Source organism: Vibrio sp. MarTm2 (assembly GCF_027587055.1).
GTDB classification, from domain to species: Bacteria; Pseudomonadota; Gammaproteobacteria; order Enterobacterales; family Vibrionaceae; genus Vibrio; species Vibrio sinaloensis_D.
In genome coordinates, this window is sequence record NZ_JAPPTK010000001.1 from 768,940 (window position 1) to 792,337 (window position 23,398).

At 45.4% G+C, this 23,398-nt stretch carries 21 protein-coding genes; 5 read left to right on the plus strand and 16 right to left on the minus strand.

Going from position 1 to position 23,398, the window contains the following annotated elements:
• Positions 1 to 61 precede the first annotated feature (61 nt).
• Positions 62 to 2,407 (plus strand): PilZ domain-containing protein, encoded by a 2,346-nt coding sequence (locus OH458_RS03610; protein ID WP_269977295.1) that lies wholly within the window; start codon positions 62 to 64, stop codon positions 2,405 to 2,407.
• A 30-nt stretch (positions 2,408 to 2,437) separates the two neighbouring features.
• On the opposite strand, the gene serB is transcribed toward OH458_RS03610, so the two are convergent.
• Complete coding sequence (serB, locus tag OH458_RS03615) at positions 2,438 to 3,418, minus strand: phosphoserine phosphatase (RefSeq protein ID WP_269977296.1); 981 nt, start codon at positions 3,416 to 3,418, stop codon at positions 2,438 to 2,440.
• A gap of 104 nt (positions 3,419 to 3,522) precedes the next feature.
• On the opposite strand from serB, the gene OH458_RS03620 reads away from it, so the two are divergent.
• Positions 3,523 to 4,128, plus strand: coding sequence for a YtjB family periplasmic protein (locus OH458_RS03620; RefSeq protein WP_005473490.1), 606 nt, complete (start codon positions 3,523 to 3,525; stop codon positions 4,126 to 4,128).
• A gap of 88 nt (positions 4,129 to 4,216) precedes the next feature.
• On the opposite strand, the gene deoD is transcribed toward OH458_RS03620, so the two are convergent.
• The 10 genes from deoD to OH458_RS03670 all read right to left on the minus strand — a co-directional run bounded on the left by deoD (position 4,217) and on the right by OH458_RS03670 (position 14,156).
• The gene (deoD, locus tag OH458_RS03625) at positions 4,217 to 4,936 is read right to left on the minus strand and encodes a purine-nucleoside phosphorylase (RefSeq protein ID WP_005473519.1); all 720 of its coding nucleotides are present in this window, start codon (positions 4,934 to 4,936) and stop codon (positions 4,217 to 4,219) included.
• Between the two features lie 90 nt (positions 4,937 to 5,026).
• Positions 5,027 to 6,247 (minus strand): phosphopentomutase, encoded by a 1,221-nt coding sequence (locus tag OH458_RS03630; RefSeq protein WP_038139636.1) that lies wholly within the window; start codon positions 6,245 to 6,247, stop codon positions 5,027 to 5,029.
• Between the two features lie 127 nt (positions 6,248 to 6,374).
• On the minus strand, positions 6,375 to 7,703 hold the full coding sequence (gene deoA / locus OH458_RS03635; protein ID WP_269977297.1) for a thymidine phosphorylase: 1,329 nt from the start codon (positions 7,701 to 7,703) through the stop codon (positions 6,375 to 6,377).
• Positions 7,704 to 7,926: 223 nt separating this feature from the next.
• Positions 7,927 to 8,703, minus strand: coding sequence for a deoxyribose-phosphate aldolase (gene deoC, locus OH458_RS03640; RefSeq protein ID WP_005473560.1), 777 nt, complete (start codon positions 8,701 to 8,703; stop codon positions 7,927 to 7,929).
• Positions 8,704 to 8,965: 262 nt separating this feature from the next.
• Positions 8,966 to 9,136, minus strand: coding sequence for a XapX domain-containing protein (locus OH458_RS03645; protein WP_005473572.1), 171 nt, complete (start codon positions 9,134 to 9,136; stop codon positions 8,966 to 8,968).
• Positions 9,137 to 9,438: 302 nt separating this feature from the next.
• On the minus strand, positions 9,439 to 10,701 hold the full coding sequence (locus OH458_RS03650; protein ID WP_269977298.1) for a NupC/NupG family nucleoside CNT transporter: 1,263 nt from the start codon (positions 10,699 to 10,701) through the stop codon (positions 9,439 to 9,441).
• A gap of 204 nt (positions 10,702 to 10,905) precedes the next feature.
• On the minus strand, positions 10,906 to 11,679 hold the full coding sequence (locus OH458_RS03655) for a TatD family hydrolase (RefSeq protein WP_269977299.1): 774 nt from the start codon (positions 11,677 to 11,679) through the stop codon (positions 10,906 to 10,908).
• A 2-nt stretch (positions 11,680 to 11,681) separates the two neighbouring features.
• Positions 11,682 to 11,825: a DUF5363 family protein gene (locus OH458_RS03660; protein ID WP_269977300.1), complete on the minus strand. Its 144-nt coding sequence runs from the start codon at positions 11,823 to 11,825 to the stop codon at positions 11,682 to 11,684.
• A gap of 14 nt (positions 11,826 to 11,839) precedes the next feature.
• Positions 11,840 to 12,613, minus strand: a complete 774-nt coding sequence (yaaA, locus tag OH458_RS03665) for a peroxide stress protein YaaA (protein WP_269977301.1) — start codon at positions 12,611 to 12,613, stop codon at positions 11,840 to 11,842.
• A gap of 112 nt (positions 12,614 to 12,725) precedes the next feature.
• Positions 12,726 to 14,156, minus strand: coding sequence for an alanine/glycine:cation symporter family protein (locus OH458_RS03670; protein WP_038139645.1), 1,431 nt, complete (start codon positions 14,154 to 14,156; stop codon positions 12,726 to 12,728).
• A 706-nt stretch (positions 14,157 to 14,862) separates the two neighbouring features.
• Here OH458_RS03670 and OH458_RS03675 point away from each other — a divergent pair.
• Entirely contained in the window at positions 14,863 to 15,045 is a 183-nt protein-coding gene (locus OH458_RS03675; RefSeq protein ID WP_038139648.1) for a DUF3545 family protein, read from the plus strand.
• A gap of 39 nt (positions 15,046 to 15,084) precedes the next feature.
• On the opposite strand, the gene OH458_RS03680 is transcribed toward OH458_RS03675, so the two are convergent.
• The 3 genes from OH458_RS03680 to nfo all read right to left on the minus strand — a co-directional run bounded on the left by OH458_RS03680 (position 15,085) and on the right by nfo (position 17,556).
• The gene (locus tag OH458_RS03680) at positions 15,085 to 15,636 is read right to left on the minus strand and encodes a hemerythrin domain-containing protein (protein ID WP_269977302.1); all 552 of its coding nucleotides are present in this window, start codon (positions 15,634 to 15,636) and stop codon (positions 15,085 to 15,087) included.
• A gap of 90 nt (positions 15,637 to 15,726) precedes the next feature.
• Complete coding sequence (ung, locus tag OH458_RS03685) at positions 15,727 to 16,416, minus strand: uracil-DNA glycosylase (RefSeq protein ID WP_269977303.1); 690 nt, start codon at positions 16,414 to 16,416, stop codon at positions 15,727 to 15,729.
• 246 nt (positions 16,417 to 16,662) lie between these two features.
• The gene (nfo, locus tag OH458_RS03690) at positions 16,663 to 17,556 is read right to left on the minus strand and encodes a deoxyribonuclease IV (protein WP_269977304.1); all 894 of its coding nucleotides are present in this window, start codon (positions 17,554 to 17,556) and stop codon (positions 16,663 to 16,665) included.
• Between the two features lie 323 nt (positions 17,557 to 17,879).
• Here nfo and grcA point away from each other — a divergent pair, with 323 nt between their 5' ends.
• Together grcA and OH458_RS03700 are read left to right on the plus strand one after the other, a co-directional pair.
• Positions 17,880 to 18,257, plus strand: coding sequence for an autonomous glycyl radical cofactor GrcA (gene grcA, locus OH458_RS03695; protein ID WP_005473448.1), 378 nt, complete (start codon positions 17,880 to 17,882; stop codon positions 18,255 to 18,257).
• A gap of 138 nt (positions 18,258 to 18,395) precedes the next feature.
• Positions 18,396 to 19,256 (plus strand): LysR family transcriptional regulator, encoded by an 861-nt coding sequence (locus OH458_RS03700; protein ID WP_269977305.1) that lies wholly within the window; start codon positions 18,396 to 18,398, stop codon positions 19,254 to 19,256.
• Here OH458_RS03700 and OH458_RS03705 read toward each other — a convergent pair.
• A complete protein-coding gene (locus OH458_RS03705) occupies positions 19,192 to 19,971 on the minus strand; it encodes a TSUP family transporter (protein ID WP_269977306.1) in 780 nt (259 codons plus the stop codon). The two genes, OH458_RS03700 and OH458_RS03705, sit on opposite strands and share 65 nt — an antisense overlap.
• A 179-nt stretch (positions 19,972 to 20,150) precedes the next feature.
• Positions 20,151 to 23,384: a carbamoyl-phosphate synthase large subunit gene (carB, locus tag OH458_RS03710; RefSeq protein ID WP_005473508.1), complete on the minus strand. Its 3,234-nt coding sequence runs from the start codon at positions 23,382 to 23,384 to the stop codon at positions 20,151 to 20,153.
• Positions 23,385 to 23,398 lie beyond the last annotated feature (14 nt).

Consider the following 23,398-nt stretch of genomic DNA (forward strand, 5'->3'; position numbering starts at 1 on the left):
TCACTAAAGATCTTTATATCAAGGTCGATAGTTTAGGTATGGAGTACTTCAAACAATAAATATGCAGCAGCCTGAAATCCTTTCTATAGCAGAAAGACTTATTCCTGCTTATCACGCGGACGATTTCGAGTTTCTTCTTGGTCAGATGACAGAGGGCGAACCGCCGTCGGTTAAAATCTTGGTCAAAATGGAACTGAACCGCGTTATGGCTCCATGCACTAAGAGTATTGACCTACGTGGACGCGTCAATGGCGAATGCCGAGAATACGAATTAGATGGCCTAAAACACTGGCTCGATGACGTAGCGTTCAACGCCTACCACAAGAATACCCGAAAATTCGGTGGCTACACCGAAGGGGTTTGGGAAGCACTGTGCAACACGCACAACAACTTCCGCGTGATGAAACAACGCGGTCAATCACTGAAAGGCGGCAACACGGCAGAAAGCTCGCCGTTTGAAGTCGAACCCATCAACCTAGGATATGACTTAAAACGTCGTGAAAACCGCTTAAGAATTTGCTCCCAAATCGAAATAAAGCTAGCCAACAAGCAAATTGTTCACGCGGTGACCGTCGATCTCTCCCCCTCAGGCGCAAAATTCAAAGTGCCCTCAGCGTTTGGCTACAAACTTGGGGAAATCGTCAATGTTCGCTTTGTCGAACTAGAGAAAAACAGTGATATCGAAGGCATTCACGATGCCATTCCTTACCGAATTGTGGGTGTAGACGAATCGTACGAGAACGATGCGGTCAAATTTTTACGACTGCTCAAGCTCGATGAGACCAACACACTTAGCATCGTCATTGAGCAGTACCTCAAGAGTGACGCTCAAAAAGCACGTCATGATAATCAAGACAAAATCATCCGCGCACGCTCGCGTGGCTTTGAGCACACCTACCTTAAGCACACTTGTAATCTGCCCGTGTTCTTTAGTGGGGACGAACTCAAACTGGTCTTGATGACAGAGAATAACCACTCGATATGGCAATATTGGCAGGACGAACGAAACCAGCAAACGTTAAGCAGTCTGTTCAATAGTCAGCGAATGGCTAATCTCACTACCCCTGGGATGAAGGGCAGCAATAACGTTCTTTACTCGTTTACGCACGACCACAAAGGTCAGCAACTGTTTTTCTCTATGATGATGCCTGAAGCCTCTCGCGAAGTTCGCCAGTTGTTTTGGCACATTGGAGCCAAAAAAGAGAGTTGGAAAGCGTTCCGTTTATCCGTTTTTGAGCTATCGGAAGAGGAACGTCAAGAGCTATCGGCTCATTCCACTGAGTTGGGGTTAGAACCTAACTGCCTAACCCATTGTGGCATGCTGCAAGAGATATCCGATCATCGTAGTCGCCAAGATTATTTGTTGACCGACAAGCCTCGACTTCCAAGCAGTGAATTAAATCCATTTCGCCACGCTCGTAATCCTAGCTACAACCCGATTTGTTTGTACTTTGATGCTAAGTCTCGTCGAAAAGAGCCAAGGTACCAATTTAAGTCGCCAGTGGAGCTCACCAGCGAAAATGGCGAGAAACTTCAAGGCGCAACATTAGATCTATCAAAGCATGGGGCGAGCATTCAACTTGCAGAGCCTAGTCGAATGAAAGCGGGCGAGCTGTGTAATATCAACTTCAAAGAACTTCAGCTCTATGATAAAAAACTGCCGCTTGATGCTGTGCCTTATAAGGTTATCCGCATTAGTCCTGGTGGCAAGCAGCTTCAACTTGCGATAATTGAAGAAAGCCACACCATGCGTGTCATTGCGTTCTTTGGCAAATTGATATCTCACAACCAAGAAAAATTGATAGCGAAAAAAGAGCTATTGCCAAGCAATAATTTGTTGGAAGGACTGCATGATATTTTGCTCGACAAAGCGGTAAGCGCTCCGGTCTTTGTCGAGAAGAAAGGCAGCAACATGAGGCCAAAAGTGATAGGGGTACACTACCCAATCCCTGCCTATTTGACGCTGTTTGCAAAATTGGGCAACGGGCAAACTTATTCACTAGAGCCTATATACAAGGGGCGTTCTGCTACGCTACTGGCAGAACCTATGAAGCACATTGAAGGTGCCGAGCCCCAATATCACGAGCTCTACTTAAGCGCCGTAAAGTTTGGGACTCGCATTCAATCTGTTGAATCAAAACTGTTAAGTGATTTCAGTGGCATCAAAGAACGGATTGAGTTCATTAAAAATGCGCAGAATATCGGTGAGTTTTATGCGATCAGAATTTGTGGCGCCCCTGTATTTGATCCAATGACCGCATTAGTACGCAAAGATTTGCAAGAACTCTCCCAAATTAGCCTGCACAAAGCACGCAGCTTAGAAAAAGAAATTAACGGCATTATTGGTTACGGTGAACTCACCGACATTACGGAAGAGATCTTAATAAGACTTGAACTGACTCAATAGAAAAAGGCGAGGATTTCCTCGCCTTTTTGTTTATTTGAGTGGAGAAAAGCTGACTCGCTTTTGCTTGACCAAGATCGCGGACAATACGCAGATCAGCCCTCCTAAACCATGATAACGGATCGCTGTTTGAGCCTGCTGTTCAACCTTCGGTTTCGCGTGGTAAGCAACGCCTAAACCCGCTGCCGCCATCATGGTTAAATCGTTGGCACCATCACCGACGGCAATCGTATTATGTAGCTCGATGTCGTATTGCTCTGCCAGTTGAACAAGAATGTCGGCTTTGGTTTGCGCACTCACCACCTCACCAATCACGTTGCCCGTCAATTTGCCATCGACAATCTCCAACTGATTTGACTGAGCATGATCCAGTGAAAGCATCTCTTGCAGATGATCTGAAAAGTAAGTAAATCCACCGGAAGCAATCGCAGTTTTCCAACCGAAGCGTTTAAGCGTTTGAATCAGCTCCGGCAAGTCAGGCATCAGTGGTAAAACAGAACGAACTTGCTCCAAAATGGCTTCATCTGCGCCAGCCAGTTTGCCCACACGCTGGCGAAGACTTTGTTCAAAATCAAGCTCCCCCTGCATCGCGCGTTCGGTTACTTCGGCCACTTCTTCCCCAACACCGGCAAGCTTGGCAATTTCATCAATACACTCAATTTGAATGGCGGTTGAATCCATGTCGAATACAACCAAACCTGGCTTGGATAGATCCGGAATGTCTTGCAGTCGAGCATAATCTAGCTCTAATGCTTGGAGAATCTCTTCATGCTCCGGCGTCAACTGACCTTCCATCAAGGCAACTTCATACTGACCGACTTTCCATACATCGACCACAGAATTGTAGAATCCAGTGAAGAAGTCTATATCTTCAAAGCTTGCAGCAGAAAGATGTGTACTGTAGACAACCCAACCTGCATTGGCTTTATCAAACCGTGTAGAAAGGCGAGTTTCTGGTAAGCGATTGAGAAGAGGAATGTGACGACGAATGGGTAATGTATTAAACCTGTCCATGTTTAGAATCCTTATTAAACCTTGCAACACGTTAACCTATTGCAATTTGAAAGCGCAAGTCTCAATATGTTGATCCGCTTATTTAATGGATATTTTGGTGCCAAATGGACTCATCTCTGTTTTCATTTCGAAACGCAATACGAGCACTTGCCATCCTCTCCTTGGTAGCAATGGTTGCGATTATTGGCGTAAATAGCGTCAAGATCACCAAAGGGAACGAGCAGATCCAACAGAATCAGTTGGAGACTCTCACCCAAATTTTGATTTCCCAAGCCTCTCTATCTGCTGGCGATATGATCGTCGCTCAAGACCAAGAGCGCTTGCTTAAGTTAACTAATCAGTTAGCTAAAGATGCACTTGTGTATGACGCCGCAATCTATGACGCTGAAGGCATTCGTCTCGCCTCGAGTGAGAGTGCCAAGTCTGTACGTCAGATCCTAGGCTTAGATACTCCACTTGAAACGGCACGCATTGGTAAACAGCAGTTAGTCGAACCCATTATTCGCGATAACGTCGTCTTAGGCTTTGTTCGCATCACCTTTGAGACCGGCCGTGTAACTGCCTTTTCTGATCACTACTATAGAAAAAGTGATCGCTATATGTACACCATGGTGGGAATGAGCTTTATCGCAGGCTTGCTGCTAGCTATTGTGATTCGTCGTAAACCCAAATCGAAAAGCGAAAACTTACTGCTCAAAGATATGCAGTAGAAACAAAACAGGGTTGGCATAATACCAACCCTGTTTGATTAAATCGTCGAGAATCAAGGTAAGGAGCTCTCTCCTTCACTCAGCTTGATTATTCTGCATCACCTAACAACACAGAATCTAGCGCGATGATCATCATATCGTTGAACGTTGTTTGACGCTCATCTGACGTGGTTTGCTCGCCTGTTTTGATGTGGTCTGAAACCGTACAGATAGTCAAAGCTTTAGCGCCATACTCAGCACATACGCCGTAGATACCCGCCGCTTCCATCTCTACGCCTACGATGCCGTACTTGTCCATTACGTCGAACATTTCTGGATCTGGCGTGTAGAACAATTCTGCCGAGAACAGGTTACCCACTTTCACTTCAATGCCACGAGCTTTCGCTGCATCTTCTGCCGCGCGAACCATTTTGTAGTCTGCGATAGCCGCAAAGTCATGACCTTTGAAACGAATACGGTTTACTTTAGAATCCGTACACGCGCCCATGCCAATCACAACGTCGCGCACTTTAATATCTTCACTCACCGCACCACAGCTACCGACACGGATAATCTTCTTCACGCCAAAATCTTTAATAAGCTCAGTTGCGTAAATTGAACACGATGGAATACCCATACCGTGGCCCATTACTGATACCTTACGGCCTTTGTAAGTACCCGTGAAACCGTACATGTTACGTACGTCACATACCTGTACAACATCTTCCAGGAACGTTTCTGCAATGTATTTCGCACGTAGTGGATCACCCGGCATTAAAACGACATCAGCGAATGCACCCATTTCTGCGTTGATATGTGGAGTTGCCATGATTTCATTTCCTTTTCTTAATCGGATATAAGTAAGCGATAAACAAAACAATAGAGGGACATGCCCTCTATTGATAGTAACGAATTAGAATTACAGGAAGTTTTTACCGTAATCCATTGGTGAAGTACCAAAGTGGCTTGCTAGCGTCTGACCAATATCAGCAAACGTATCACGAAGACCTAAAGAGCCCGCTGGTACTTTAGCGCCGTAAACAATCACTGGAATATGTTCACGAGTGTGGTCTGTACCTGGCCATGTAGGGTCGCAACCGTGGTCAGCAGTAAGAATTAGCAGATCATCTTCTTCCATCAGCTCCATGACTTCATGGATACGCCCATCAAAGTACTCTAACGCTGCAGCGTAGCCCGCAACATCGCGGCGGTGACCGTAAGCTGAGTCGAAATCAACGAAGTTTGTGAATACGATAGTATTGTCACCCGCTTCTTTGATGGCATCTTTTGTTGCATCAAATAGTGCAGGAATGCCTGTTGCTTTGGTCTTCTTAGTGATACCACAGCCAGCATAAATATCAGAGATCTTACCGATTGAGTGAACTTCACCACCCTTCTCATCAACTAGTTTTTGAAGAATCGTTGCTGATGGCGGCTCAACTGATAGGTCACGACGGTTACCGGTACGTTCAAACTGGCCTTTACCTGGGCCGATGAATGGACGCGCGATAACACGACCAATGTTGTAGTCTTCAAGCTCTTCACGTGCGATTTGACACAGCTCTAATAGGCGGTCTAAACCAAACGTTTCTTCATGACACGCAATTTGGAAAACAGAGTCAGCAGAAGTATAGAAAATTGGCTGCCCCGTCTTCATGTGTTCTTCACCCAAGTCATCAAGAACTTGTGTACCCGACGCATGGCAGTTGCCTAGGAAGCCATCAAGACCTGCACGCTCTAGAATGCGGTCTGTCAGCTCTTTCGGGAAGCTGTTTTCTTTATCAGTGAAGTAGCCCCAGTCGAACAAGACAGGCACGCCTGCAATTTCCCAGTGGCCTGATGGAGTATCTTTACCAGAAGAAAGCTCAGCCGCGTGGCCGTAAGCACCGATAATTTCCGCGTCAGCGTCAAGGCCAGGTGCAAAGCTACCTGTTGACTCTTTGTGCGCCATCGCAAGACCCAGTTTAGATAGGTTAGGTAGCTTGAGTGCGCCGCTACGATCCGCATTGTCAGCCAAGCCTTTGTCACACTGCTCAGCGATATGACCTAGCGTGTCTGAACCCACATCACCAAAATCTTTCGCATCAGCCGTTGCGCCAATACCAAATGAGTCTAAGACTAAAATAAATGCTCTTTTCATTGCTCTCTTCCTATAACTGGCCGAGAACAAGTGCTCAATCGACCAATCTAATTGTAATTATTTAACCCAGCCTAGTAGAAGTTGCAGCAGACACAAGAAAGCTGCTGCAGCTTCACGTATGACAAGATTACAAATCTTCTGCGCGAATCTGACGATACACTTCTGGCGTTGGCGTATATTCACCACCGATTGTAATCGCCGCTTTCAGTGCGTTAGCCGCTTCTTGCCACTGCTCTTCATTACGAGCGTGGATGACCGCTAAAGGCTTGTCACTAGACGCTTGTTCACCCAAGCGAATAAAGCCATCAAAACCAACAGCGTAGTCAATTTCGTCGGTTGCTACGCGGCGACCACCACCCATAGCCACAACAGCCATACCGATCGCACGAGTATCCATTGCTGAAACGACACCAGATTCATCAGCAAATACTGGCTTGATGATCTCTGCTTTTTCTAGGTAGTTATCGTAGTTTTCAACGAAATCTACTGGACCACCAAGACCTGCAACCATCTTACCGAAGCATTCTGCCGCTTTACCGTTATCCAGAGCTGCCATCAGTTTGTTACGCGCGTCTTCCGTATTCTCAGCCAGCTTGCCAAGAACCAGCATTTCCGCACATGACGCCATGGTAACTTCTAGAAGACGAGGGTTACGGTATTCACCGGTTAGGAACTGAACCGCTTCACGAACTTCTACTGCGTTACCCGCCGAAGAAGCCAGTACTTGGTTCATGTCAGTAAGAATAGCGGTTGTCTTGGTGCCTGCGCCGTTTGCTACTGCAACGATCGATTTTGCTAGCTCTTCAGAGGCTTCGTAAGTTGGCATAAACGCGCCTGAACCTACTTTTACATCCATGACTAGAGACTCAAGGCCCGCTGCCAGCTTCTTGGACAAGATTGACGCTGTGATTAGCGAGATGTTATCGACTGTCGCAGTAATATCACGAGTTGCGTATACGCGCTTATCTGCAGGTGCTAAGTCGCCAGTTTGACCGATAATTGCCACGCCTGCGTCTTTGGTCACATCACCGAATACTTCGTTGGTAGGTGTGATGTTGTAGCCTGGAATAGACTCAAGTTTGTCTAGGGTGCCACCAGTATGGCCAAGACCACGACCAGAGATCATAGGAACAAAGCCACCACATGCCGCCACCATAGGGCCAAGCATTAGTGAAGTTACGTCACCTACACCGCCGGTAGAGTGTTTATCAACGATAGGTCCGCCAAACTCTTTGTGGCTCCAATCAATCACCATGCCAGAGTCACGCATTGCACACGTCAGTGCGATACGCTCAGGCATTGTCATTTCGTTGAAAAAGATTGCCATTGCAAACGCCGCGATCTGACCTTCAGATACAGAATTGTTTGCAACACCTTGAATGAAGAAGTTGATTTCTTCGGCAGTTAGAACTTCGCCGTCACGTTTTTTACGAATAATTTCTTGAGGTAAGTACATTAGATCCTCCCATGCTTTGAATAGCAAGGTTGTAAGGTAAAGAGGTAATGTGGAGCAGCGAATCACTACTCCACCAAACAGACTTTGTCATTATTTACTCTCAAACTATTTGGCGTTGCAGCTAGGCGACAAGTAAGTTCATTCCTATGAGCATAGAGGCTCTATGTGATTAGGATGAACTTACGCAGTCAACAACGTTGCGGCGTCAAATAGGACGAGAGAATTAGTAAGCTGCTGGATCAGCAGTCTCGTCTGTTACTTCTAATGTATTAAGAAGGTTAGTTAGCAGGCTTGACGCACCGAAACGGTAGTGACGTGCATCAACCCAGTTATCACCTAGGATTTCATCAGCCATTGCCAAGTACGCTTGTGCATCTTCAGCTGTGCGCACGCCACCCGCTGGTTTGAAACCAACCGTTTCTGCAACGCCCATATCGCGAATCACTTCAAGCATCATGCGAGCGTATTCTGGTGTAGCGTTTACTGGCACTTTACCCGTTGAAGTTTTAATGAAGTCTGCACCTGCTTTGATACAGATTTCAGAAGCTTTCTTGATTAGCGCTTCTTCTTTTAGCTCACCGGTTTCGATGATCACTTTAAGAAGAATGTCACCACACGCTTCTTTACATTGCTTCACTAGCTCGAAGCCAACTTCTTCGTTACCTGCCATTAGGGCACGGTAAGGGAATACGACGTCTACTTCATCTGCACCGTAAGCCACTGCCGCTTTTGTCTCAGCAACGGCGATTTCGATGTCGTCGTTACCGTGTGGGAAGTTAGTTACAGTCGCGATGCGAACTTCTGGTGTACCTTGCTCACGAAGTGTCTTCTTAGCAATAGGAATAAAGCGAGGGTAAATACAGATTGCAGCTGTGTTACCTACTGCTGATTTTGCGTCATGACATAGTGAAATAACTTTCGCGTCAGTATCGTCATCATTCAGCGTAGTTAGGTCCATTAGTTTAAGTGCACGTAGTGCTGCTGCTTTTAAATCGCTCATTTCTATCTCCGATCAATATTCAAAAATTTTACTGCCCAGCTTGATGATTTCGACTCAAATCAAGCTAGCCTTGCAGTCATTAATGAACGGACTTGGTTCCTTGAAGACTCAGGGGTAAACAGCGAATTGCCCCCTAATTGCTATCCTTGTCACCGCACAGTACCAGTTTGGTCTATGGCACAACAATCTGCGATTGAAGTGTCTAACGTGTATGCAGACATGCTGCAACCAACGCTCATCATACTCCTTGTACTCAGTAGCGCTAGCTAAAAAACTTCTCAATAATCCATTGATAAGTTATGCCACCTAAGTAAACACCGACAATGCCCATGATTCCTGATAACACAGGTGGAGCGGGTATTGGCAACTTGATGGCGGAAAACAGGATTCCGACAACAAACCCAGCAAGGGTTGCGAGGATAACTTCATTCATAAGTTAAGTCCTACTTTCTATAGATATATACATTATAGATATTTGTCGCAAAACTGTAGTGGCTCATAGAGCGCAAACGGTTTGTATCTCAAAAAAGTCGTTGGTTAACGTTTGCTCGATTCAGTGCATCGGCAAACCTTATCCAACTGGACACTCAGCTGACTAAGAGTGTCGCACTCAAGGCGTTTTATAACCTTGAGATTGTTTTTACTGCAGCTAGGTACAGAAAAACAAAAAGCCCCGCAGCAAGAAACTTGCTACGGGGCTTTATAAAACGGCGTCTATATAATCTATCTACTTAATTAGAAAGATAGGAAGAAGCCAGCGATTGTCGCCGCCATTAGGTTAGATAGTGTACCAGCACACACTGCTTTAACACCCATACGAGCGATGTCGTGACGACGTGCAGGAGCAAGGCTACCTAGACCACCTAGTAGAATCGCAATAGAAGAAAGGTTTGCGAAACCACATAGTGCGAATGCGATGATTGCTTGAGTCTTCTCAGACATTACTTCACCAGTTGCTGGAACAACTTGTGCTGCATCACCAACGTAAGGTACGAAGTTTAGGTAAGCTACGAATTCGTTTACAACCAGTTTTTGACCGATGAAAGAACCAGCGAATGTTGCTTCAGCCCATGGAACACCGATTAGGAATGCTAGAGGTGCGAACAACCAACCTAGTAGTAGTTCTAGAGTTAGGTTCTCCATACCGAACCAACCGCCAACGCCACCTAGGATGCCGTTAACTAATGCGATTAGACCAACGAATGCTAGTAGCATTGCACCAACGTTAAGTGCTAGTTGTAGACCAACTGATGCACCGCCTGCTGCTGCGTCGATAACGTTAGCTGGCTTGTCGTCACCACCATCAATGTTGCTGTCCAAATCTTCGTCTGGAGTGTCAACTTCTGGTTTAATGATCTTAGCGAATAGTAGACCACCTGGTGCTGCCATGAATGATGCTGCTACAAGGTACTCTAGAGGTACACCCATAGATGCGTAACCCGCTAGTACACCACCAGCAACTGACGCAAGACCACCACACATTACTGCAAATAGCTCAGATTGAGTCATTTTAGGAACAAACGGACGAACCACTAGAGGTGCTTCTGTTTGACCTACGAAGATGTTAGCTGCTGCAGACATTGACTCGGCACGAGAAGTACCTAGTGCTTTTTGTAGACCGCCACCAAGAATCTTGATAACCCACTGCATCACACCGATGTAGTAAAGTACAGAAATTAGCGCAGAGAAGAAGATTAGCGTTGGTAGTACTTGGAAAGCAAAGATGAAACCGATACCGTCAACTGAGAAGTTAACTAGGCTGCCGAATAGGAAACCAGTACCGTCTTTACCGTAATCGATCACGTTTTGTACACCAGCTGAGAAACCAGCTAGAAGATCACGACCCCATGGTACGTACAGAACGAAACCACCGATGATGAATTGGATAGCAAAAGCGCCACCCACAGTTCTTAGATTGATAGCTTTGCGGTTATCTGACAGTAGTAATGCAATTCCTAGCAATACTGCCATGCCGACTAGGCTCATAAACAGGCTCATAGTTTATGACTTCCTTATATGTTATTTGTTGGCGTGTTACAAAATGGAGCTCAAAAGCGGAGGCAATTATACTCATCCGTCCATTGATAAAGTAATGCCATCCTCACAGTTTCTGCGAAGATTCATCATACGTTCACTCATTTACGTGAACAAGATCACCATTCACTCTCTGGGTAATCACTAAAAACACATTTTATTTAGAATTTATTCACAAATACCGAACGCCGAATTGCTATTTTTCCAAACGTTTTCAGCAATCGTTTGCTCTGACATTCCTTTTAACGATGCGAGACAGGACACTATTTCACCTATCATCTTCGGATGATTGGCCTTGCCTTGGTGTCCATTTAGTGGCATGTCGGGAGCATCGGTTTCCAGGACCAATTTCTCAAGGGGCAACTGAGCCACAGTTTGCCTCGTTTTGTTCGCTCTCGGGTAAGTAATTACACCACCAACACCGATATAAAATCCCAGCTCTATAAACTGCATCGCTTGCTGATAACTGCCCGAAAAGCCGTGTAAAACACCACCAAATTGGAAACGACACTGCTTCAATATTTGTAGAGTTCGGTTGTGCGTTTTTCTGCTGTGGAGAATCAGAGGAAGTTGAAATAATGTTGCCAATTTCACCTGAGCGATAAAAATGTGTTCCTGCTCAGCGGCACTGATATTAACAAGGCCATCTAAGCCACATTCGCCAACGGCAACACAGAACTTCGTTCGGGCCCGAAGCCGATTTTCTAGCTCAATAAGGTAATCACTGCTTTCATCAGTCAGAAAATAAGGGTGTAAGCCTAGCGCATGATAAACACCGTGAAACTGAGAAGATAAGGCTTCTACTTCTTGCCAATTTTGTGGACCCACTGAGGGAATAACAAAGCGTTCTACGCCGCACTGGTTTGCCTGGGCGAGATTGTCAGAAAAGTTGTCGGCGAATGGTTCAAAGTCGAAGTGGCAATGAGTATCAAAAAGGCGCATGGTTACTGCGCCTTATCACAAGTCTTGTCTTGGCTGTTTGGATCGCGTCGATATGGAACGCAGCTACGCTTGTTTTCAGGTGTTAAACCCATCGACAAACACCAAGCATCATATTTTTCTACCAAACGCTTAATCCATCCCAGCATGGCTGACTCCTTGATTATTGCTCTTCGCGCTTGAAGACCAATTCTGTTGGCGTTGACTCTTCTTCAACGAAGTAATAGCCGGCTACATCAAACTTGGTGAGCTGTTCGACACTCGAGATCTGATTTTCAATAATGTAGCGCGCCATCATGCCGCGAGCCTTCTTCGCATAAAAACTGATCACTTTGTACTGACCATTCTTACAATCTTTGAAGATAGGCGTAATCACCTGCGCATCCAACACTTTTGGTTTTACCGCTTTGAAGTATTCGTTGGACGCTAAGTTAATGAGGACATTATCACCTTGTGCAGCAATCGCCTCATTCAGTTTGTCGGTAATAACGTTACCCCAAAACTGATACAAGTTAGTCCCTTTATCATTTGCTAGCTTAGTCCCCATCTCGAGGCGATATGGCTGCATCAAATCTAGCGGCTTTAGCAATCCGTATAGACCGGACAACATACGAAGATGTTTCTGGGCATACTCAAAATCCGCCTCTGTCAAAGATTCTGCATCTAACCCTGTGTACACATCCCCTTTGAACGCCAAGATAGCTTGTCGAGCGTTGTCCGTGGTGAATTCTTCACTCCACTCTTGAAAGCGACCAACATTCAAATCGGCAATCTTGTCGCTGACTTTCATCAAGCTCGCCACATCTGCCGGCGTCAGTTTACGACAAACCTCTATCAACTCTTTTGAGTAATCAATCAACTCAGGCTGAGTGAACGTCTCTGTCGCAAGAGGAGATTCATAATCTAACGTTTTCGCAGGTGATACGACAATTAACATGACTTTACTTAACCCTTCTCTATTATTTATAACGTTTAGGGTACAAAAAAAGCCACACATTGTCTGCATGGCTTTTTGAATCGTATTAATAGGTAAACGCTATAGTGAACGATTAATCTTTCTTGCTCTGATCCCAGATCCCATCTTCAAGCTGAGACTTCAGTTCAGGGAAATCGTTCGAATCAAATGTCGGCACTTTACCTTCATCAAGCTGACGGTTGTAGTCTTTTGCTAGCTTAATCACGATACCAGACAGTAGGATGATCGCCACTAAGTTAACAATCGCCATTAAGCCCATTGATACGTCTGCTAACGCCCAAACAACTGGCAGCGAGGCAACCGCACCAAACATAACCATACCAAGAACAATCACACGGAAGATTCCAAGACCCGCTTTGTGGTTATGCTCAAGGAAGATAAGGTTCGTTTCTGCGTAAGAGTAGTTAGCAATGATTGAGGTAAATGCGAAGAAGAAAATCGCAACCGCAACAAAGATACCACCCCACTCGCCAACCTGAGAGCTTAAGGCTGTTTGAGTTAGCTCGATACCTGTCACTTCACCGTGTGGTACATACTCACCTGACATCAAGATAATCGCAACCGTCGCCGAACAAATCACGATGGTGTCCATAAACACACCAAGCATTTGCACGTAACCTTGAGACGCTGGGTGCGGAGGATAAGGCGTTGCTGATGCAGCTGCGTTTGGCGCAGAACCCATACCTGCTTCGTTCGAGAATAGACCACGCTTAATGCCGTTGATCATCGCTTGCGCAATTGCGTAACCCAGACCACCTGCAGCCGCTTCTTGCAGGCCGAATGCGCTCTTAAAGATAAGCACTAAGATGTCCGGTAACTTTTCGATGTTCATCATCATTACGAATAGAGCAAGCAGTAAGTAAGCAAGCGCCATGATTGGAACAACTAACTCAGCCACGCGCGCGATACGCTTAATGCCACCAAAAATAACCACCGACGAAAGCAGAACAACGAAGATACCAACATATGTATCTTCCCAGCCGAACGCATTGTGCATCGCGTTGGCAATTGAGTTCGCCTGCACCGCATTAAATACAAGACCAAAAGCGATAATTAGGAATACTGAGAACAGTACGCCCATCCAACGCATACCTAGGCCTTTTTCCATGTAATATGCTGGACCGCCACGGTAGTTTCCGTCGTCATCCTTGGTTTTATATAGCTGTGCTAAGGTACTCTCAGCAAACGATGTTGCCATACCGAGCATCGCAATTAGCCACATCCAGAAAATCGCGCCAGGACCACCAGCGGTTAGGGCAACCGCAACACCAGCCATGTTACCGGTACCAACACGAGCAGCAAGACTGGTACAAAGCGCTTGGAAAGATGAGATACCAGCTTTGTCTGCTTTACGACTGTTCTTTAGAACAGAAAACATGTGGCCAAAGTGGCGGAACTGGATGAATCCCAAACGGACAGTGAAGTAAATTCCAACTCCGACAAGAAGGTAAACGAGAATGGAACCCCAAAGTAGGTCATTCATCAAATTGATTAAATCTGTCATAAGTTCCTCATAGTGAGATTTCGCTGATCATCGCGTCCCTGCCATCCATCTAACTGCCTGACTAAGTGTCAAGATAGCTTAGTGCATTGTTGTTTAATTATGCAGTTTAGACCTGTAAAACTCGCCTCATGCTTCCATTTTACGTATCAGCGTATTTTTTGACGGGCGGATAATGCAGCGAAGACTCGCAAAAATCAATATGCAATCGAGTTCATTTTTATGTTATTTTTCACTATAAAATCACCAATAATTAACACAAGAGAGAACATCAAAAACACAAAACCAGAACATCAACATAATTTATTAACAACATAACAGATATTCCGCCCCAACAAAGAACCTCTTTCTTACATGCAGGTCGCACCCCTTACCCGCCAAGGTCTCGCATAAAATCTCGCTCATGTGTTATTTCGTCGCTTAGACGTCACTTTTTGTACGTAAAGCAACTCTTTGCACATTGGTGAAAAATGCTCTTTTTTTAAACACGAGATTAACAATCATATTTTGAGAATTTAATCGTTTTCGTTAACTCGTTTGCACAAAAAAAACCACACCATACGGAAAATAGTGTGAGCCGATGTCAGTTTTTTTAGGAAATCTTCATTGAATCGTAACAAATGAGAAACGAATCAAAGATACGCTTCAGTGAGAATGGTATTTAGATAGTACCCCTTCAAAGAGTAATAATTTAAAAAAGAGGTAGCTTATGGATGGCTTAAACTTTGAAGAAATGATGGAAATGGGTTTACCAAAAGCGCGTGCGACGCGTTCGAAACCGGTAAAACGCAAATGGCGAGAAATAGAGGCAATTAAAGATAGGCAACGCCTACAAAGAGAACTCAAAGAAATGGATATCGGCTTTGAAGACTCTGCGGATTTAGAATTCTAAAAAAAAGAGGCGCAATGCCTCTTTTTTGTTTCTACGCTATTACAAAGCTTCTGTTTCGTTCTGCCTTACACGACTTGCCAGTTGCTGGTATTGCTCTGCAATCGTCTCTCCAAACACTGGATCGTCTTCATTGACACTCCACATCGCCTCAACCGCTTGCCAATCTTTGACCGTAAAGTTTCTCAGGATTATCGGCAAAACTGACCGCTCTTCCATATCTAGGTGTTGATACTGAGAGCCGATGAAGTCTTTCAGTTGCTCCAAGAATATATCTTGTGGTACTACCGCGTCTTGCAAAATCATCTCAACAGTCGCCAAAAACTCGTGAGTCTTCTCAGAGAGCTGTTTATGTTCGGCTTCCAAATTTTCAATGGATTCAAGATGACCAAATTTATCGAGATAATATTGATAAATAATGTCTTCTTTAGGGTGATGAACCCGCTCTGAATGCTCCGCAAGATAGGCAACTATCTCGTACAGCAAGGAATAATTTATCGCTTGCTCGTTTTCAAGTTGAGCCATCTTGTGCTTGAGAACGGCCAACAAACGAACCATGTAGCCGTGCTCTCTTCTTATCCTTTCAATCATCATAGCGCTCTCCTTACACTTACTTATTATAAGTGTATAGCAGATGGTTTGATGACACTTTGACGCTGTTCGAATTTTAAGCAGAGCAAATAGTTATGACAATTCGACCTCTAGTGGCAGGTGCCAATCAATAGCAGATTTACCCTGTTGAGCTAATAGCGCATTGGTTTGTGAAAAATGTCGGCATCCGAAAAAACCTCGATGTGCAGACAATGGAGAAGGATGCGGCCCAGCTAGCACATGATGCTTATCTCGATCGATAAAGCGGCCTTTTTTCTGAGCATGAGCCCCCCACAATAAAAAGACAACGCCGGATTGATGCTGATTGATCGCTTCAATCACTCGGTCTGTGAATGTTTCCCAGCCCGATTTAGAATGCGAATGCGCCTTACCTTGCTCAACCGTTAATACGGTATTCAATAAAAGCACGCCCTGCTCAGACCAACTTTGTAAATAGCCATGCTGGGGAATTTGGAAGCCTTCAATATCTTGTGCGAGCTCTTTATACATATTGACAAGAGAAGGCGGCGTTTTGACACCAGGTAACACGGAGAAACAGAGACCATGCGCTTGGTTTGGTCCGTGGTAAGGGTCTTGACCAAGTATCACCACTTTCACATCACCAAACTCAGTGGCGCAGAAGGCATTAAAGACATCTTGCGCCGGAGGAAAGACGACCTTACCTGATTGACGCTCTGCCTCAACAAAACTCAATGTGTCTTGAAAGTAGGCTTGCTGCTTTTCTTTGCCGATAACATCATGCCAAGTTAATGACTGAGTCATATCCCGTTCCTTCTTCTATTTAAGTCGCACAAATTGTCGCAAATATAGAAGAAGGAACAAAGGAGTTAATGACTGTGATAACTACTTTTTCTGTGGCGTACGATAATGCCCCTGTCCAGTAATATGACGATTAGGCGCTGGTAGTCGAACAACACGAACAGGAATATGATAAGAGGTAAAAGGCATAGTGGCACCCTCATTGGTAAAACACAGACTACGCTATGAAAGAATGGTGCCACCTTCTCACTATGAAGTGGAATCAGCTATCGATTGAAGGTGAAATTGCCGCATTGATTGAATCTCCTGCGGCCAAAGATCAGGTTCGATCGTTTCTAAAATCAAAGGGATATCATCAAATCTGGGGTCTTTGGAGATATACTCAAAACAATCCCAACCAATCTCGCCTTTACCGAGTGAGTGATGCCTGTCAACTTTGCCGCCCAAGGCAACTTTTGAGTCATTGATGTGCATTGCGCGTAAATAGTCCATACCAACAATGCGATCAAACTCAGCAAAGGTGGCGTCACAAGCGTCAAAATCCCTTAAATCATAGCCAGCTGCGAAGGTGTGGCACGTATCAATACAGACACCGACACGAGATTTATCTTCTACTTGATCAATGATTTGTGCCAAATGCTCAAACCGCCAACCTAGGTTGGTTCCCTGCCCTGCCGTATTTTCGATCACCGCAATCACTTCAGGTACCGCTTTGTGGGCAAGGTTGATGGACTCGGCAATTCTCGAGAGGCAATCTTGTTCCGAAATTTTCTTTAAATGACTCCCAGGGTGGAAATTAAGCAAAGTAAGCCCTAACAAATGACAGCGTTTCATTTCATCGATAAACGCTGCTCGCGATTTCTCGAGCTTATCATCTTCAGGGGCACCTAAATTAATCAAATAGGAGTCGTGAGGCAAAATCTGCCCTGCGTCGAACCCTAAGCGTTTACAGTTCGCCTTAAATGCTTGAATGATTTTGGGCTCCAATGGCTTCGCTGCCCATTGGCGCTGATTTTTGGTAAACAGTGCAAACGCATTTGCACCGATCTCACTTGCTCTGAGCGGAGCCTGATCAACGCCGCCCGCAGCGGAAACGTGCGCTCCAATAAACTTACTTCCAAGCTCTCTTTTTAACATTGTCATTTAATCACTTTACACTTTCAATATACGAACCATTTACCGCTTTTTTTCGGCGACAGGTCAACATTTAAACTCAATCTGTAGTAAATTTACTACAAATTGAGTTATTAACTATTTTTTATATTATCAAATTTATTGTAACCATATTGTTTTTAAAGAGTTTATTGATTTAAAACAATAAAATAACCTTCATAAAAATAGTGTTTTTAGTTGTTTTTTGACTTAAATCAATATTATCATAAGGGATATTCGCTATATAATACGTAACTCAACAAAATTCGAAAGTTAACACCAATAACACCACGTAAGTGGACTAGGAGACGGTAATGATCCAAGGTATTCAAATCACTAAAGCAGCTAACGATGACCTACTAAACTCGATCTGGCTACTTGATAGCGAAAAGAACGAAGCACGTTGTGTCGCAGCAAACGCAGGCTTCGAAGCTGACCAAGTTGTAGCGATCAACGATCTCGGTGACTACGAAAGCCGCGAAGTTGCTATCGAAACGGCTCCACGTATTGAAGGTGGTCAACACCTAAACGTAAACGTTCTTAAGCGCGAAACGCTAGAAGATGCAGTTGCAAACCCAGAGAAATACCCACAGCTAACGATTCGCGTTTCTGGCTACGCGGTTCGTTTCAACTCTCTAACTCAAGAGCAGCAACGTGACGTTATCGCACGTACGTTCACTGAATCTCTATAAGTTTTAGAGTCTAGAATACAAAGACGGCGCCATTCGGCGCCGTTTTTTTATTTAAGCATGCCACTCTCTTCAATGGTGCATAGCATCAGCAAATCAGTTACATTGATCAACCGCATCTCAATGGACGGATAACCAACTATGCTTCTGGAAGGCATCGAAACCCTACTTGTATTAAGCAAAGCCAAAACAATGAGTCGAGCCGGCAGTCTGCTTTACATTAGTCAATCAGCCGTGAGTAAGCGCATTGCCAATTTAGAGAAAAAAATGGGCAAAAAGCTGATTGTGCCTGCGGGTCGAAATATTCAACTCACTCAAGATGCCATCAACCTTATCGAAAGTATTAGCCCGACATTTAAAGAGCTCCAAGGGCTTATCAACGAGCAACAAGCACTTCCAGATTCAACGCCGCTACGTTTAGACTGTTCTGAAACCTTAGTCGCAGGCTACCTTCACTCGATTCTAGGCAATTACGTCGAGCTAGATCCGCATATCACGCTGACGACAAACCATACGCCAAGAATCATTGAGCATGTTCAATCAGGGAAAGCGCATATCGGCATTTGCGCTGGCTATCTACCTAAACACCCAAACCTGCTTCAATTTCATTTAATTGACGAGCCGTTTTATGTCGTTTCAAAGCAACAGATTCATCATATGCCTCACACCATCATCACCAATGATCTCAGCAATCCAGCTAACACTTATCAAATCGAGATACTGAGTAAACTCAATGTAGAGCCTGTGATGCAAATGGACTCTTATACTGCATCCACTCAGTTGGCGATCTCAGGCATCGCCCCTGCCCTCATTCCACTGTCAGTAATCAAGGCGATGAAGATCGAACCAGAATACTGCTTTCATTTTGAACAGCTCACGCCTTTATATCGACCGATTCATATCTGTATGCGGCCGTCCTCATACCGAAATCCGCGCATTAAATCACTGACAGAAGCCATTGCTGATGTTGTTCCCAAAGTAGCTTCAGCGCCATTAGCATAGACATGGTAATCACCAAAGGGCGAATCCATTTTTGGCCTTTAGTGACGACAACCTTAGCGCCCAACTGAGCCCCCATAAATCCGCCGATCGCCATCACCAAACCTAACTCCCACACAGGTAAACCTGCAAGTATAAAAAAGAGTAGCGCGGCGATATTTGACGTAAAGTTAAGCACCTTAGTTCGAGCCGTTGCGTCCACCAGAGAGAAGAGACCAAAAGCGACAAAACAGACCGTAAAAATGGAGCCTGTTCCAGGGCCAAAGAAACCATCATAAAAGCCCACCCCACCACCAACGCTGAACGCAAACATAGCTTCCGAAACCTTCGCTTCACCAGAGTGTTGCTTGGTTTTTGGCATCAGCAGAAAGTAAAGCGAAATAGCGACCAGTAGAATCGGGATCAGACTCGTCAGTACACCCGCGTCTATATACTGTACAGCTTCAGCCCCCACCGCTGAGCCAATAAACGTGCAGGCAATAGCAAGGCGCATCTCTTTAACGCTGACAATACCATTGCGGATAAAATACCAGCTTGCAGAGAAACTACCGAATGAGCTTTGAAGTTTGTTCGTTGCCAGAGCTTGAGTCGGTGGAACGCCCGCCGCCAAAAGTGCGGGCAAAGTGAGTAGTCCACCGCCACCTGCCATCGCATCGATGAAGCCTGCGGCCGTCGCAACAAAGAAAAGAATCGTCAGTATTTCGAGTGTAAGTTCCATTTTCAATCAATTAGTTATCAATCGCTACCCATCAAAATACCACCAAGTTAACAATTCCCTTAGAGAAACATTCGACTTAAATTTATTCCAAATTTTCACCATTAAACACAAAAAAAAGCCCACTCAAATGAGTGGGCAATGAGGTTGTCATATAAGCTCTTTTGCGAGCCTACTGATTTTTATTTTGCTTCGTTCTCTGCAACTTTTGCATGCAATTCTTGTACTGACGTTACCGACGTTTTCGCGTCTGCAGTGTGAGCCATACATACAGCAAATGCAGCGTTCAAGGTTGTTGTGTAGTTCACTTTCTCAGCCAGCGCACCACGACGTAGTACTTTTGAATCCTCAATCGCTTGACGACCAGCAGCCGTGTTGACGATGTAGGTGTACTCGTTGTTCTTGATACGGTCAAGAATGTGTGGACGACCTTCATGTACCTTGTTCACTAGACGTGGGTTAATGCCTGCTTCGCCTAGGATCACTGCCGTACCGTGCGTTGCATCCAGCTGGTAACCAAGCTTAGTGAGCTTAGATGCTAGGTCAACTACACGCTGCTTATCGCCTTCACGAACAGACAGTAGTGCACGACCACCTTCTGGGTAAACTGCGCCACAACCTAATTCAGCTTTCGCGTAAGCTTCTGCGAACGTTGCACCAACGCCCATAACCTCACCAGTAGAACGCATCTCTGGGCCCAACAGTGGGTCAACACCAGGGAACTTGTTGAATGGCAGAACCACTTCTTTCACTGAGTAATAAGGTGGGATGATTTCTTTCGTAAAGCCCTGAGACTCTAGAGATTGACCCGCCATAACACGTGCAGCGATTTTCGCTAGTGGTGCACCCGTTGCTTTAGATACGAATGGTACTGTACGCGCAGCACGTGGGTTAACCTCGATTAGGTAAACCTTGTTGTTCTTAACCGCAAACTGAGTGTTCATTAGGCCACGTACACCCAATTCGAAAGCGAGCTTTTCAACTTGCTCACGCATCACATCTTGGATCTCTTGGCTTAGCGTGTAAGCAGGTAGAGAACATGCAGAGTCACCTGAGTGAACACCCGCTTGCTCGATGTGCTCCATTATACCGCCAATTACTACGCGCTCACCGTCACAAATCGCATCGATGTCGACTTCTACAGCATCATCAAGGAAGCTATCTAGAAGAACTGGAGACTCATTCGATACACTGACTGCTTCGTTGAAGTAGCGACGTAGGTCTTGCTCATCGTAGACGATTTCCATCGCACGCCCACCTAGAACGTAAGAAGGACGAACAACCAACGGGAAGCCAATTTCTTTTGATTTCTCAACCGCTTGCTCTAGCGTCGTAACCGTTGCGTTCTCTGGCTGTAGAAGACCTAAACGGTCAACAGCAACTTGGAAACGCTCACGGTCTTCTGCACGGTCAATCGCATCCGGGCTAGTACCAATGATTGGCACACCTGCTGCTTCAAGTGCACGAGCCAGTTTAAGTGGCGTTTGACCACCGTATTGAACGATAACGCCTTTTGGCTTCTCAACACGGACGATTGAAAGCACATCTTCCAGAGTTACTGGTTCAAAGTACAGACGGTCTGAAGTGTCGTAATCAGTAGAAACTGTCTCAGGGTTACAGTTAACCATGATGGTTTCGTAACCATCTTCACGCAGTGCGAGTGAAGCGTGTACACAACAGTAGTCAAACTCGATACCTTGACCGATACGGTTAGGACCACCGCCCAGAACCATGATTTTGTCTTTATCTGTCGGCTGCGCTTCACACTCTTCATCGTAAGATGAGTACATGTAAGCCGTATCAGAAGAGAACTCAGCCGCACACGTATCAACGCGTTTGTAAACTGGATGGATGTCGTACTGGTCGCGTAGACGGCGAATTTCACTTTCAGACACACCTAAGATTGTAGATAGGCGAGCATCAGAGAACCCTTTGCGCTTCATCTTGCGCAAAACGTCTTGAGTTAGACCTGCGAAACCACCCGCTTTTACTTCGTTTTCTAGGTTAACTAACTCTTCGATTTGAACTAGGAACCAACGGTCAATTGCTGTTAGGTTAAATACACCTTCCACAGACATGCCAGCACGGAATGCGTCTGCGATGTACCAAATGCGCTCAGCACCCGCTTCTTTTAACTCGTGACGAATTGTTGTTAGTGCGTCTGGCGCATCCAGATCAACCATTTCATCAAAGCCATTCACACCAACTTCAAGGCCACGCAGTGCTTTTTGTAGAGATTCTTGTTGGTTACGACCGATAGCCATAACCTCACCCACTGACTTCATCTGAGTCGTCAGACGGTCGTTGGCACCTGCAAATTTCTCGAAGTTAAAGCGAGGAATCTTAGTCACTACGTAGTCGATGGTTGGTTCGAATGATGCCGGAGTCGCACCACCCGTGATGTCGTTTTGTAGCTCATCAAGCGTGAAGCCCACTGCCAGTTTTGCCGCAATCTTAGCAATTGGGAAACCTGTTGCTTTAGAGGCAAGCGCAGAAGAGCGAGATACACGTGGGTTCATCTCGATGATAACCATACGGCCATCTTTCGGGTTAATACCAAACTGTACGTTTGAACCACCTGTCTCAACACCGATTTCGCGCAGTACCGCTAGAGATGCGTTACGCATCAATTGGTACTCTTTGTCTGTTAGCGTCTGTGCTGGAGCTACTGTGATTGAGTCACCCGTGTGGATACCCATTGGGTCGAAGTTTTCGATAGAACATACGATGATACAGTTGTCCGCTTTGTCACGAACCACTTCCATCTCGTACTCTTTCCAACCGATCAGTGATTCATCGATAAGAAGTTCGTTAGTTGGCGACAAGTCCAGACCACGACGACAAATCTCTTCGAACTCTTCTTTGTTATAAGCGATACCACCACCAGTACCACCCATAGTGAACGACGGACGGATGATACAAGGGAAGCCAACCATATCAAGAACGGCGTATGCTTCTTCCATCGTTTTCGCAGTATCAGCGCGAGGACACTCAAGGCCGATTGACTTCATCGCTTTATCGAAGCGAGAACGGTCTTCTGCTTTGTCGATTGCGTCAGCTGTTGCACCAATCATTTCTACGCCGAACTCTGCAAGTACGCCGTGTTTCTCTAGGTCTAGTGCACAGTTAAGAGCTGTCTGACCACCCATTGTTGGCAGTACTGCATCAGGGCGCTCTTTCTCGATGATCTTACGAACCACTTCCCACTGGATTGGTTCGATGTAAGTTGCATCCGCCATGTCTGGGTCAGTCATGATGGTTGCTGGGTTTGAGTTTACAAGGATAACTCGGTAACCCTCTTCACGCAGTGCTTTACATGCTTGTGCACCAGAGTAGTCAAACTCACATGCCTGACCGATAACAATCGGGCCTGCACCTAGAATTAGAATACTTTTTAAGTCAGTACGTTTTGGCATTCTCTACTACTCCG